Annotated in this window: 11 protein-coding genes; 7 read left to right on the top strand and 4 right to left on the bottom strand. The window is 70.4% G+C overall.

The window, feature by feature from the left end:
* Positions 1-15: 15 nt before the first annotated feature.
* Positions 16-1,203 (top strand): acyl-CoA dehydrogenase family protein, encoded by a 1,188-nt coding sequence (locus WMF24_RS10215; RefSeq protein ID WP_437736191.1) that lies wholly within the window; start codon positions 16-18, stop codon positions 1,201-1,203.
* Positions 1,204-1,334: 131 nt separating this feature from the next.
* Here WMF24_RS10215 and WMF24_RS10210 read toward each other — a convergent pair whose 3' ends face one another.
* The gene (locus tag WMF24_RS10210; RefSeq protein WP_436626737.1) at positions 1,335-1,952 is read right to left on the bottom strand and encodes an SAM-dependent methyltransferase; all 618 of its coding nucleotides are present in this window, start codon (positions 1,950-1,952) and stop codon (positions 1,335-1,337) included.
* A gap of 76 nt (positions 1,953-2,028) precedes the next feature.
* A complete protein-coding gene (gene rplC, locus WMF24_RS10205) occupies positions 2,029-2,727 on the bottom strand; it encodes a 50S ribosomal protein L3 (protein WP_437736190.1) in 699 nt (232 codons plus the stop codon).
* A 440-nt stretch (positions 2,728-3,167) separates the two neighbouring features.
* Here rplC and WMF24_RS10200 point away from each other — a divergent pair, with 440 nt between their 5' ends.
* Positions 3,168-3,671 carry a hypothetical protein gene (locus WMF24_RS10200; RefSeq protein WP_437736189.1) on the top strand — a complete coding sequence of 168 codons (504 nt, stop codon included), beginning with the start codon at positions 3,168-3,170 and terminating at the stop codon, positions 3,669-3,671.
* Between the two features lie 57 nt (positions 3,672-3,728).
* Here the strand turns inward: WMF24_RS10200 and WMF24_RS10195 are convergent, their stop codons facing one another.
* Together WMF24_RS10195 and WMF24_RS10190 are read right to left on the bottom strand one after the other, a co-directional pair.
* A complete protein-coding gene (locus WMF24_RS10195) occupies positions 3,729-4,133 on the bottom strand; it encodes a cupredoxin domain-containing protein (RefSeq protein ID WP_437736188.1) in 405 nt (134 codons plus the stop codon).
* Between the two features lie 120 nt (positions 4,134-4,253).
* On the bottom strand, positions 4,254-5,000 hold the full coding sequence (locus WMF24_RS10190; protein ID WP_437736187.1) for a Bax inhibitor-1/YccA family protein: 747 nt from the start codon (positions 4,998-5,000) through the stop codon (positions 4,254-4,256).
* Between the two features lie 501 nt (positions 5,001-5,501).
* Between WMF24_RS10190 and WMF24_RS10185 the strand changes: the two genes are divergently transcribed.
* The 5 genes from WMF24_RS10185 to WMF24_RS10165 all read left to right on the top strand — a co-directional run bounded on the left by WMF24_RS10185 (position 5,502) and on the right by WMF24_RS10165 (position 13,407).
* Positions 5,502-6,623: a DUF4419 domain-containing protein gene (locus tag WMF24_RS10185; protein ID WP_437736186.1), complete on the top strand. Its 1,122-nt coding sequence runs from the start codon at positions 5,502-5,504 to the stop codon at positions 6,621-6,623.
* Between the two features lie 178 nt (positions 6,624-6,801).
* Complete coding sequence (locus WMF24_RS10180; protein ID WP_437736185.1) at positions 6,802-8,055, top strand: hypothetical protein; 1,254 nt, start codon at positions 6,802-6,804, stop codon at positions 8,053-8,055.
* A 45-nt stretch (positions 8,056-8,100) separates the two neighbouring features.
* Entirely contained in the window at positions 8,101-9,219 is a 1,119-nt protein-coding gene (locus WMF24_RS10175; protein ID WP_437736184.1) for a hypothetical protein, read from the top strand.
* 25 nt (positions 9,220-9,244) lie between these two features.
* On the top strand, positions 9,245-11,674 hold the full coding sequence (locus WMF24_RS10170; RefSeq protein ID WP_437736183.1) for a DUF2169 family type VI secretion system accessory protein: 2,430 nt from the start codon (positions 9,245-9,247) through the stop codon (positions 11,672-11,674).
* Positions 11,671-13,407 carry a pentapeptide repeat-containing protein gene (locus WMF24_RS10165; protein WP_437736182.1) on the top strand — a complete coding sequence of 579 codons (1,737 nt, stop codon included), beginning with the start codon at positions 11,671-11,673 and terminating at the stop codon, positions 13,405-13,407. The genes WMF24_RS10170 and WMF24_RS10165 overlap by 4 nt, the downstream gene beginning before the upstream one ends.
* Positions 13,408-13,411 lie beyond the last annotated feature (4 nt).

The following is a 13,411-nucleotide window of genomic DNA, read 5'->3' as shown; positions in this document are numbered from 1 at the left end:
GCTAGAGGCACTGCCATGGCCGCTGCGCAGGAGCCCGTCTCGCTCGATCAGCTCATGGCGATCGATCCGCTGCTCTCCGACGAGGAGCGCATGGTCCGCGACTCCGTCCGTCGCTTCGTGCGCGAGCGGTACCTGCCGCGCGCGGCGGACCTGTTCGCGCGCGAGGAGTTCGCGACCGACCTGATCCCCGAGATCGCCGCGCTCGGCCTGCTCGGTGGCTCGCTGACCGGGTATGGCTGCGCCGGGATGAACTCGGTCGCTTACGGCCTCGCGCTGCAGGAGCTCGAGTACGGCGACAGCGGCCTGCGCAGCTTCGTGAGCGTGCAGGGGTCGCTCGCGATGTTCCCGATCTGGAAGTACGGCTCCGAGGCGCAGAAGCAGCGCTGGCTGCCGCGGATGGCCGCGGCCGAGCTGATCGGCTGCTTCGGGCTGACGGAGCCCGACAGCGGCTCGGACCCGAGCTCGATGAAGACGCGCGCCCGGAAGGACGGGAGCTCGTACGTGCTCACGGGCACGAAGATGTGGATCACGAGCGCGCCGATCGCGCACCTCTGCGTCGTGTGGGCCAAGGTGGATGACGGAGGGCCCGAGTCGATCCGCGGCTTCGTCGTGGAGCGGGGGATGAAGGGGCTCGAGACGCCGCTCATCCACGGCAAGATGAGCCTTCGCGCGAGCCCGACAGGCGAGATCGTCCTCAACGAGGTGCGCGTCCCGGAGGAGAACGTGCTGCCCGGCGTCGTCGGCCTGAAGGGCCCGCTGAGCTGTCTGACGCAGGCCCGCTTCGGCATCGCGTGGGGCGCGCTGGGCGCCGCGCGCGCCTGCTACGAGACGGCCGTGTCGTATGCGCGCGAGCGCGTCCAGTTCGGCCAGCCGATCGCGTCGCGGCAGCTCATCCAGGCGGAGCTCGTGGAGATGGCGACCGAGATCGCGAAGGGGCAGATCATGGCGCTGCACTTCGCGCGGCAGAAGGACGCGGGCGGCATCAGCCCGGTGCAGGTCTCGCTGTGCAAGCGGAACAACGTCGGCTGGGCGCTCAAGATCGCGAGGACCGCGCGCGGCGTGCTCGGCGCGAACGGGATCCTCCTCGATTACCCGGTCGTCCGGCACATGCTCAACCTGGAGAGCGTGTACACGTACGAGGGCACCGACGAGGTGCATTGCCTGATCCTCGGCAACGCGATCACGGGGCACAACGCGTTCTGAGGGGGAGTCGCCGGGGTCGGAGAGGAATCCTCGCGAACGCGATCACGGGCACAACACGTTCCGAAGCCGTGTTGCTGAGGGTCGGAGAGAGCGTGGCCGCCAGTGACGACAGGAACGCGAAGACCGCGCCCCTACCCCGCCTTCGCCGGCGCCTTCCTTCGCAGCCCCACGAGGAACAGCTCCACGCTGTTCGCGCGCGTCCCCTCGGGCCGGATGCTCCGGACCTCCTCGCAGAGGTTCCGCAGCGCGTCGCGGGCCTTCACGAAGTCCTCGCTCATGAAGATCTTGCCGACGAACGCGCCGCCCGGCGCGAGCAGCGCCTCGGCCACGGCCACGGCGCGCATGAACAGCTCGTAGCTCCGCGCCTGGTCGGCGATCTTGCTGCCGCTCGTCGCGGGCGCCATGTCCGACAGCACGACGTCGTACGGCGCGAACTGCGCGAGCGCCTCGTTCGTCAGCGACAGCGCGTCGCCCTGCACCACCGTCGCCTGCGGGCCGAACGCCGCCGTGATGGGCGACAGATCGACAGCGAGCAGCTTGCCCGCCGCGCCGATCCGCTGCGCGGCGTACATCGACCACGAGCCGGGCGCCGCGCCCAGATCGAGCACGCGCTGACCGGGGCGGAGCAGCCGCACCCGGCGATCGATCTCCTCGAGCTTGAAGACGCTGCGCGCAGGATAGCCCTGCGCCTTCGCCGCCTTCGTGAAGGCGTCCGGGCGCTTGTAGGGGTTCTTGGGCTTCTGCGGCACGGATTACCGGAGGGCATCGCCGGCAGGGCGCGCGGGCTCGCTCAAGGGCGCGCGCGCTCCGCCGGGCGGGCGGATCTCAGCCGCCCTTCTTCTTGGTCGGCTGCACCGGCGTGGGCAGCCCCTTGCCGCCGCGCTTCTTCACGGCGCCGCGGATCGTGACGACCTGGTTCTTCGGGCCGGGGACCGGGCCCTCGATGAGGATGAGGTTGTCCTCGGGGAGGAGCTTCGCGATCTTCAGGTTGAGCGCGCTCACCGTCTCGTCGCCGTAGTGGCCGGGCATCTTCAGGCCGGGCAGCGTGCGACCGGGGGTCATGTTCGTACCGATCGAGCCGCCGTGGCGGAAGTACTCGTGGGTGCCGTGCGAGTTGACCGCGCCGGCGAAGCTCCACCGGCGGATGACGCCGCTGAAGCCGCGGCCGCGCGAGCGGCCCTGCGCGTCCACGCGCTGGCCGACCTCGAAGATCTCGTCGACCTTGAGCGTCTGCCCGACCTCGTACTTCGCCGCGTGCTCGGGGCTGCAGCGCAGCTCGCGCACGACGCGCTTCGGCGTCTGCCCCGCCTTCTTGAACGCGCCCGCGAGCGGCTTGGTCGTGTGCTTCTCCGCCCGCTCGCCGAGGCCGAGGATGAGGGCGCTGTAGCCGTCCTTCTCGAGCGTCCGCTTGCCGATGACGACGCAGCCCGCCTGCACGACCGTGCAACGCAGGACCTCGCCCGTCTCGCTGAAGATCTGCGTCATGCCGATCTTCTTGCCGATGATGCCGGGATGCTGATTCATGATGCGACTGCCTTCTCCGCTCCGTCTGGGGTGGCTCGAACCGGCTCCGCGCGGCGCGCCGCGGGAGCGATCCCCTCGGCGCGCCTCGATGAGAGCCGGTTCGGAGCGAGGAACCGGGGCGGGATTCCGCCGGGCGCGTTGGGGGGCGCAGAGCTTACTCACGGAGCCCCCAAAGGGAAGCGAAACTTACCGCTTCTAGCGTGATCTACCTCACATAACGGCGGCGTTCGGGCGTCCTCGGGCCCCGCTCGGACGCCCTCCCGGACCCGCTCGGGCGCCCTCCCGGACCCGCTCGGGCGCCCTCCCGGACCTCCCCGGGACCTCGCCGCGCCGCGGCAGAGGCCGCCCGGACATTGTCCGTCTGCGCGGACATTTCCTGACTCTCCCCGGCGTCGCCGATCCAGGGACCAGGTCTCACATTGAGACGTCGGAGGTCATGGATGACAGACATCATCGCTCACGGTGAGCCGCGCGACGTCGAGCGCCTCATGGATCGCTACTGGTTTCTGCTGAGGGGCGCGGCGGCCGGCGCCAGCGAGGACAGCGCTGGCGCGGCGGCGACGCAGGTGGTCCGTGACGGCGAGTTCGTCGTCGTGAGCATCGAGGCGACGGCGCTCGGGTGGCCCGAGGGGACGCTGCTCTTCCGGCTCAGGTCCGAGACCGCGCCGTGCGTCGCGTGCGTCGAGCGCGCGGCCGCCATCGCGCGCCACCGCACGAACGGCATGCTGACCGCGGGCGACGTGCGCGACATGCTCCGGTTCGCCGTGGCCCGCTGCGCCGCCTCGGGCATCGACGCGCCGCACGCCGGCGCGACCACGACGACGGCGCGGCCGCCCGCCGAGCCGTCCTGCGCCGAGGTGCCCGCCTCGGGGACGCGCCGCGCGGCGCGCGACGCGGGGAGCGGCGCGAAGCGCTACGACGCCGAGCTCTGGCTCATCCTCTGACGACCAGCGCGACGGCCAGCGTCGCGCGCCGGGCGAGGGCGCGGCGGCGCGACGACGTCAGGAGCCGACCACGTTGATGGTCGCCTTGATCATCGCCATCCAGCACTGAAGCACCATCTTCCCCTCCTTCTCCGGGGTGACGGCCACCTCGACCTGCGTGTTCATCGGCAGATCCTTCTCGATCTTCAGATCGGGAATCGCGATCGCCTTCAGACACTCGCTCTTCGTCGTCCGCGTGAACCGGAGCACGACCGGCTCTCCCTTCTTCAGCTCGATCGTCGACGGGGAGAAGCCGCTGTCGGTGACGGCGATGTCCACCCGCTTGACGTTCGCCGGCGCGGCGAGCTCGACGGGCGGCGACACGGCCGCGGGCGCCCCCTCGGCCTCGGCGGGCTTGCTGCAAGCGGCGCTGACGAGCGGGAAGGCAAGGGCAAGCGCGACGACGGCGAGCGGGCGAGTCATGGTCAGCCCGTTCTTACCCACCGGAAAAGGGGCGTCAAGCGGTCCTGCGGCGTCCGCCCCGGGCGAGAGACGGGCGCGGCGGCGGTCGGGCGCGCGAGCGCGCGCCGCGAGGGCGGCCGTTCAGAAGTGGCGGCCGGAGAGGATGTGAAGGATCGACGTGAAGAGGTTGATGAAGTTGAGGTAGAGGTCGAGCGCGCCGCCCACCGGGTCCTCCTCGTCCGAATGGAGGAGGCGCGATGTGTTGTAGAGGACGTACCCCCCGAACACGAGCACGGCGACGCTGGAGATGGCGAGTCCCAGCAGCGAGCTCCCGAGCAGGACGTTGAGCAGCATGGCGCCGAGGACGACCATGGCGCCCATCACGAGGCCGCTGGCAAGGAACGACAGGTCCTCCTTCGTGAGGAGGACGCCCAGCGTGAGGCTGCCGAACGTGAGCACCGTGAGGATGAAGGTGTCCCGGACCGGCGCCGACGACAGGGTGCTGCCGAGGCCCGCCGCGACCTCGGCCATGTAGAGCGCCGGCGCCGTGGTGAGGCCGAGGATGGCCGCCATCCCGAACAGCGCGAGGACGTTGACGCCGGGGATGCGGCGCACCGCGCGGGCGCCGAACATCACGCCGAACACGACGCCCATCGCGAGGATCGGGTGATCGGCGAAGAGCTCGACGACCGGCGGCATCGCGCGGCCCGGGGCCGCCTCCTCCGCGTCCGGGGCCCCGATGTAGAGCGCGCACATCGCGCCGATGGAGGACACGACAAGGCTCGCCGTGAAGAGGCCATAGACCTTCTTGAGGTAATGGATCCGCAGGGCCGCCTTCGGGTTGGCCGGCGCGGCCGCCACGTACGAACTCGGCTGGCGTGAACTCATCTGCTGCGCTCCTCCTTCAGGAAAACTCGTCGCGGCCGCACGATCGACTAGTCGTGCACCATCCACCGGGGCCGCGCAACAGCGGCGCGGAGACGCCCGCGGGCGTCTGCTGCCCGCGCAAATTCACAGCGACACAGCACATCACAGGGCGCGCCCGGCGGTGCGCGACCGGCGCGCCGCGCGCGGGGCGCCGCCGACCCGACGCGACCCGCCCCGGAAAGGATGTGAAAAATTACCAGAGCTCATGTCAGAGGTGCGCGAGGACGACCGAACACGCCGCATCCGCCCATGGTTGCCTTGAAAAGCGGACGTTGCCAAGCCCCCGCGCTCACGCCCGCATCGATGGCCGGGGCGCGCCGTCGCCGGAGCCCCGTCGTTCCACACAGCGCCTCCGGGGTAGGGAGCCCGACGCGCCAGGTTGTCGCGCGCGGCACGCTCGTGTACGAAGGACGGCGCCCTGTCACGAAGGGCGCCGCGCCGGGCCAGGAGGACGAGGGTTTCATGAACGTTACGACGATCGCCGTGGCCGATGTCGAGCCTGCGACGGCGCCGTTGCCAGGGTTCGAGAGCGAGGCCGCGATACAGAGCCTGCTCGTCTCGCCGATCGAGGCCACCTACCACCACCGCCTGCCGCTCGTCGGCCGAACCGACCTGCACCCGCTCGTGCAGGCCGCCTATATCGCCTTCACCCAGCGCTATCCGCTCGTGCTCTCGCCCGACGTGGTCTGGTTCTGCCTCGCGCGCGGCTTCACGCTCCACCTCGCCGCGAGCCCCGAGCACCGGCGCCGGTTCCTCACCGACGACAGCGAGTTCGCGCTGCTCGTCGAGCAGCCGGACTTCACCCTCGGCGACGTGAACCCGTGGCCCGCATTGTTTCCGGATTTCTCCAGGCAGGTTTCCGAAAGGGTCGGCGCGCTGCGGGATCTCGTGACATCCAACTTCTCCACCACAGGCCCTGTCGAGCGGGTGTCGTCGGAGCTCACGGTGGCGACCCCGCTCGCGCCGCACCACGACTGGGAGCCGCCGTTCCCGGGCGACATGGTGTACCCCCACCGCGGGATCCCGCGCGTCTACCTGCTCGGCACGCCCGACGACTGGCGCTGGATGCGCCAGCGCGTGGCGATGCTCGGCTCCGTCGGGCAGGACCGCTGGCTGCGCCCTCTCCTGCCCGTGCTCGACCAGATCGCCGCCTCGTCCGAGGGGCGCGCCGACCCGAAGTTCTGGCGCGCCTTCTTCCGGTACGAGAATCCGTCCGACGAGCTCACCGGGTGGATCCACGTGCTATTTCCCTACCTGCGCGCCTGGCCCAACGACTACTTCGTCCCGAACCCTTATATCGAGAGCTGGCACGAGCGCTACCTGGCCGCCGAGGCCCGGAGCGACGCGCTCGGAGGGCTCGGAAACCCCCAGGGGCCGGGCCTCTCCGAGATCCCGCCGGGGCTGACGAGCGCCCAGCTCCGCTTCGTCGACGGCGGCGGCCGCGAGCACCCGATGGACTTCATCAGCGGCCTGATCGGGGTCACGCAGGACCCGCACTCCCTCGCGCTCATCCCGGAGTTCGTGTGGGCCGTCGTGCACCAAGAGCCCGAGTCGGCCACCCAGCTCCCGGCCGAGGCCTCCTGAGCCGCGCGCTCCCGCGGCAGCGCACGCCGCCGGGTCGAGAAGGACGCGCGGTTTTCTGCTTGGACGGCTGCCTCCCGGTGACCTAGGATAGCGGCGGCGGGCGACGCCATGCGTCGCTTTCCACGCTCGATTTCGCCCTCGATTTCACCCTCGATTCCGCGCTCGATACGGAGGCCGTGTGTCCGGAGGCAAGTTCGCGCTCCTCGAAGTACCGGATCTGAACGGTGGGCAACCGTCCTACCTGCGCCTCGGGGCCGCAGCGCCGCTCGGCGAGAGCGCGGGCGACGACCTCGCCGAGCGGATTCAGACCTTCACCGACGACGACCGCAAGCGGGACGGCTCGCCCGGCTTCGTGCCCGTGGGCGAGCGCAAGGCCGAGACCGCGAAGCTGCACACGAAGGGCGGCTGGCGCGATCACACCGACGGCAACCGGATCTCGACCACGAAGGGCGACAAGGTCGAGGTGATCGGGGGCAACTACCGCCTGCTCATCCTCGGGCGCGGCGAGCACCAGGCGGGCTGGGACGTGTCCGGAGGGCACGTCACCGAGGTCAGCGAGACCTTCGGCGGCGGCACCACGATCGAGTGGGTGCAGAACTACGGCGGGACGTGGAAGGTCGTCGAGACGACCATCAAGGGCGAGGTCCACACCCTCTATCACGGGGACGTCTACGACTACTATTTCGGGAAGATCAAGGAGAGCCAGACCGGCACGGACACCTTCCCCACGATCGACATCACCGACGATTACCTCGACGCAAAGAACCCGCCCTCGCCGCAGTCGATCCCGACGGAGAACCCCACGATCGTCGACAGGACGTGGGCCAAGAGCATCTCGTCCTATACCGGCTCGGAGAAGCTGCCGGTGCCGTCGATCACGGACGAGACCTGGGCGGAAGTGATGGTGTCGAAGACGAACGCCACCTCGATGACCGACGAGACGACGGTCAAGGGGGAGTCGAAGTCCACCATGAAGGCCGCGTCGATCACGTCCTCCACGAAGGTCGACGGGACGATGGAGGACACGACCGAGGCCGACATCATCAAGAGCAAGACGACGGCGAGCAAGATCATCTCCGAGACCCGCGCCGACACGAAGGACGAGATGTACGGGGACGCGGACTCGTACACGAAGGGCGACAGCAAGACCGTCGTCGACGGGATCGAGACGACGATCAACCTCGGCATGGTCAACGAGGTCGTCCTCGGGGCGATGATCGAGACGACGCTCGGCGCGGAGGTGACCTTCACCGGCGGCGGATCGGTCGACGTCACCGTCGGGGCCAAGGTGGATCTCAGCATGACAGCGAGCATCGACGTCTCCGTCGGCCCCAAGCTCGAGATAAGCCCCGCTGGTGTCGAGCTCCACGTGAGCAAGACGGAGATCGCGCTCGCGAACAAGATCATCTCGGCGTTCAACCTCTTCGTTTGAGGGCGCGAGCACCACGCTCCACGCGCCACCGGATACGGAGCTCCCATGGCCGGCGATGGCAAGTACGGTATCCTCCATGTGCCTGATTTCGGCGAAGGCATGTCGTCGTTCCTGCGCATCGGCGCGGCCGAGGGCGACGACTACACCTGGCGAGATCACACCGACGGCAACCGGATCACGACCACGCGCGGCGACAAGATCGAGGTCATCGGGGGCACCTACAAGATGACCGTCCTCGGACACCGCGAGTTCGAGGCCGGGTGGAAGGCGGAGGACGGGCAGATCAACGAGAAGAGCATCACCTTCCAGGGGTCGGGCGAGTTCGACTTCATCCAGGGCCCCCGCGGCGAGAAGCGCCTGCGCGAGAAGACCGTGAAGGGCGAGGTGCACACGACCTACCACGGCGATGCCTTCGAGTTCCATTACGGCAGCAAGCTGGAGAGCGTCACCGGACACGACAGCCCGCCGCGCAACCTGGACGAGATCACGGACCCCTGGGGGCTGCCTTCGTCGGGCGTCCTCGGCGAGAACCCCACGATCGTCGACAGGACGTGGGCCAAGAGCATCTCGTCCTATACCGGGTCGGCGAAGCTGCCGGTGCCCTCGATCTCCAACGAGACCTGGGCGGACACGATGGTGTCGAAGACCCACGCCGCGTCGATGACCGACGAGACGACCGTCAAAGGGGAGTCGAAGTCCACCATGAAGGCGGGGTCGATCACGACCTCGACGAAGGTCGACGGGGCGATGGAGGACACGACCGAGGCCGACATCATCAAGAACAAGACGACGGCGACGAAGATCATCTCCGAGACCCGCGCCGACACGGAGAGCGAGATGTACGGGGACGCGGACTCGTACACGAAGGGCGACAGCAAGACCGTCGTCGAGGGGATCGAGACGACGATCAACCTCGGCATGGTCAACGAGGTCGTCCTCGGGGCGATGCTCGAGACGACGCTCGGCGCGGAGGTGACCTGCACGGTCGGCGGCACGGTCAGCGCCACGGTCGGCCTGGAGGCGTCCGTCACCGTCGCCGCGACGCTCGAGGCCAGCATCGGCCCCACGCTCTCGATGGGGCCGGAGAAGCTGCGAATCACCCTGGACCGGAGCAAGGTCGTGCCCGTCCGCACGAACATCGCGGCCGTCCACCTCATGGTGTGACGCGCAAGCGCGGCGAGCCCCACGGATGGCGAACAAGAACCTCACCCCGTTTCTCTTCGGCAGCAAGGTCACCTCGCGGAGGCCGCCCCAGCCGGAGATGACCCTGATCGTCCGCGCGAAGTTCATCCTCCGGCCCGGAGCGCCGCTCTCGCTGCCCGAGGGGCACCCGGTGCTCGCGCAGGAGACGCTGCGCGGCGACGTGTTCCACGACGACGATCACGACCAGACGGGCGAGTGCCTGTATCCGAGCGATCTCGTGGACTTCAAGCCGCACGCCGACGTGATGCTGCTGGGCACGTGCCACACGCCGGGCAAGGCGCGCATGACCGAGTGTCCGGTGCGGTTCGGCGTCGGGTCCTGGTCGAAGATCCTGCGCGTCGTCGGCGACCGCGTGTGGATGGATGGCCTGCTCGGGCCTGCCATGAGCGATCCCGTGCCGTTCGACCGGATGCCGCTCGGCGATCGGCACAGCTTCGGAGGGCCCGGGCACCCGCTGAACCCGGTGGGCAAGGGCCACGGGACGCGCGAGCTCCCCAACGTCGAGGGCGCGGACGATCTGCTGCTGTCGCGCTCGGATCGGCCTGCGCCCGCGGGGTTCGGGCCCCTGTCGCCGAACCGGCCCGATCGGCGCGCGAAGGTGGGGAAGAACTACGGCAAGGCGTACCGCGAGAAGCGAGCGCCGTACTACGCCGACGACTTCGACTGGACGTTCTTCAACGCGGCCCGGCCTGACCAGTGGCTCCCGTACCTGCGCGGCGACGAGGATCTCCTGTTCCAGAACCTCCACCCCGACGCGGAGGTCTTCCGGTCGAAGCTGCCGGGCCTCCGGATCCGCGTGTTCGCGAACGACGCGGAGCGCGGGTTCCGGGAGGTGCCGATGCACCTCGACACGCTGCTCGCCGACCTCGACAAGGGGGCCCTGTTCCTCACGTGGCGCGGCCTCACGGAGGTGACCGACGACGACCTCTCGCGCGTCACGACGCTCGTCGCCTCCGAGCCGCTCGACGGGCCGGCGCTGCCCGAGGCGCGCTACCGGGAGATCCTCGCGCGGTTCGAGGCCGATCCGCTCGAGATCGAGGAGCAGCTCACGCCGGAGCTCAAGGAGGAATGGCGGGCGCTGCAGGCGTTGCAGAAGAAGGGCGACGACGCGGCGCCGCCGGCAGATGCGGAGGGGCTCGACCCGCTGTCCGCGCTGCTCAAGGCGCGGCTCGGCGACGTCGCCAAGCCGCAGCAGGAGAGGATCCGCCGGGCGATGGCGGCGCTCGCGGGCGTCGCGGTGCCCGGGGGGAAGGCCCTCGGCGGCGTCATCGCGGAGGCGCTGCGCAACCTGCCGAGGGCGTCGCAGGCCATGCCGCCGCTGAGCGCCGACGCGCCGCCCATGCTGACGGACGCGGCGCTCCGGACGGCCTTCCGCCGCGTCGCGCGGGCCATCGAGGAGGCGAAGTCGCTCGCTGTCGCGCGCGGGGCGCAGGTCCCGGGGCTCGCCGCGTGGGACAAGCTCGCCGGGGATCCGAAGCTCGCGTCGCTGGGCCTCTCCACGGCGCCGCCGCGGCCGCCCGGGCAGATCGGGCCTGGGAGCGACCTCCGCGACCAGGATCTGAGCGAGCAGGACCTGAGCGGCCGCGACCTGACCGGCGCGGACCTCACGGGCGCCATCCTCACGGGCGCCAACCTCCGGGGCGCCAGGCTCACGCGCGCGATCCTGAAGCAGGCCGTGCTGTTCGACGCCGACGTGCGGGACGCGGACTTCACGGACGCGGACCTGAGCCTCGCCACCCTGCAGAGCGCGTGGGCAGAGCGCGCCGTCTTCCGCGGCGCCACGCTGGAGAGCACCTCCTTCGACGGCGCGCGGCTCATGGAGGCCGACCTCTCGGGCACGCAGGGGTCGCAGCTCGTCTTCTCGAGGGCGGACATGACGGGGGCCGTCGCGCGCGGGGCGGCGTGGTCGGTGGCCTTCCTGGAGGGCGCGGTGCTCGAGCGCGCGGACATGTCGCAGGCCTCGCTCACGCGGTGCTTCGTGTCGAAGGTGAGGGCGACCTCCGCCACGTTCGCGGGCGCCACCCTCGACGGCACGAGCTTCGCGGGCTCCGACCTGACCGGGGCGGTGTTCGCGCGCGCGCGGGGCGAAGGGAGCGTGTGGCTGGGCGCGACCCTCACCGGCGCGGATCTCAGCCTCGCCGTGCTGACGGGCGCCCACTTCACGGAGGCCACGGCCGAGGGCGCGAGCTTCTTCGGGGCCAACCTGCGGGGCGCCCGGTTCGATCGGGCCGACCTCACGCGCGCCGACTTCACGCGGGCGAACCTCTTCGACGCGGACCTGCTCAGGGCGCAGGTCCCGGAGGCGAAGTTCGTCGACGCGAACCTCTACGATGCAAAATTCTACCAGACCTCGGGATCCGGCTGTGATTTCCGGGGGGCGAACCTGAAGAAGTCGACCCTGGAGCGGGATCGATGACCCCGGATGAGTTGAAGGCGCTTGTCGAGGCGGGGGAGCCGCTCGACGGCAGGACGATCGGCGAGATGGACCTGCGGGGCGCCGGCCTGCGCAAGGCCCGGCTGCGCGGCGCGAAGCTGGGCCGGCTGCTGCTGGACGGCGCGGACCTGTCGGGCGCCGATCTCCGCGGCGCGGAGCTCGCCTGGTGCGCGCTCGGCGGCGCGGATCTGTCGGGCGCCGACCTGGAGGGGGCCGTCGTCGTCGAGAGCGATCTCTCGGGCGCGAACCTGTCCGGCGCGAACCTCGCTGGCGCCAGCCTGGTGCGGGGCCGGCTCGCCGGCGCGAACCTGACCGGCGCGCAGATCAAGGGGGCGAACCTCGCCGAGTCGCGGCTGGCCGGCGCGGAGCTCTCCGGGGCGGTCGTCGCCAGCGCGCGGCTCGACCTCGCCGACCTGTCGGGCGCGTCGCTCGACGGCGCGACCGTGGCGCAGAGCTCGTTCACGCGGGCGAGCCTCGAGGGCGCGTCGCTCGCGGGGGCGCGGATCGAGGGGTCGTCGTTCGCCGAGGCGGACCTCCGGCGGGCCGACCTCTCGGGCGCCGCGCTCGACACGGTGGTGTTCCTGAAGGCCGATCTCCGGGACGCCGTGCTCCCGAAGAAGCTGACGAAGACGGTGTTCGACGGCGCGCGGCTCGGGAGGCTCGACCTCTCCGGGGCGGACCTCGCGGGCGCGGCGCTGGAGGAGATGGACTTCGCGGGGGTGAGCTTCGAGAACGCGAACCTCACGCTGTCGTCGCTCCAGGGCGCGAACCTCCGGGGCGCGAGCTTCCGGGGCGCGACGCTGGACCAGACGACGCTCGCGAACTGCGATCTCACCGGCGCGGACTTCCGGGGCGCGACGCTGAGGTCGTGCATGCTGTACAGGGCGCGGCTGCCGGGCGCGGATCTGTCGGGCAAGGACCTCGAGATGATGGTCTTCACCGAGGCCGATCTCTCCGGCGCGAACCTGTCCGGGTCGAGGATCGTGCGCTCCGTGCTGGAGGGGGCGAACCTGGCGGGCGCCGACCTGACGCGCGCGCTCGTCTCGCAGACGACGCTCAGGTCCGCGCGCACGGAGGGCATCCGCTTCGACAAGGCGATCTTCGATTGCGTGGACTTCTCCGGCGTGGACCTGACCCGCACGTCGCTCGCCGGACTGACCATCTCGCGGTGCTTCTTCGCGCTCGGGGACCTCTCGGGGATGGACCTGTCGGGGTGCAACCTGTCGAACTGCGACTTCACCGAGTGCAACCTGGAGCGGACGCGGCTCGACGGCGCCATCCTGACGAACTCGAACTTCCGGCGCGCGAACCTGCGGCAGGCCTCGCTGTCGGGCGCGATGGCGAAGACCGCCTTCTTCGGCGAGGCCGTGCTCGCCGGCGCCGGGCTGACGAAGGCGATGCTCCGCAACGCGCTCTTCATGAAGGCCGATCTCACCGGAACGAACCTCGCGGGGGCCGACCTCCGGGAGACGGTGATGCACGAGATCCGCGCGGCCGGGGCGCTGTTCGTTGGCGTGAAGGCGCACTACGCCGATCTGTCGCACGCGGACATCTCGGGCGCCGACTTCAGCGGCGCGGATCTCACCTGGGCGAACCTGCACCACGTCCGCGACGAGAAGACACGATATCTCGACGCCAACCTCGCCACGGCGAGGCGCACGGACGTCGATCGGCTGGAGGCCGAGGCCTGGATGCCGCCCGAGCGGCGCTCGTAGAGGA

This window comes from Sorangium sp. So ce1335 (genome assembly GCF_051521615.1).
Lineage (GTDB): Bacteria > Myxococcota_A > Polyangia > Polyangiales > Polyangiaceae > Sorangium.
Note: the sequence above shows the minus strand (reverse complement) of the source record. Positions and strands in the feature narration are given on the sequence as shown.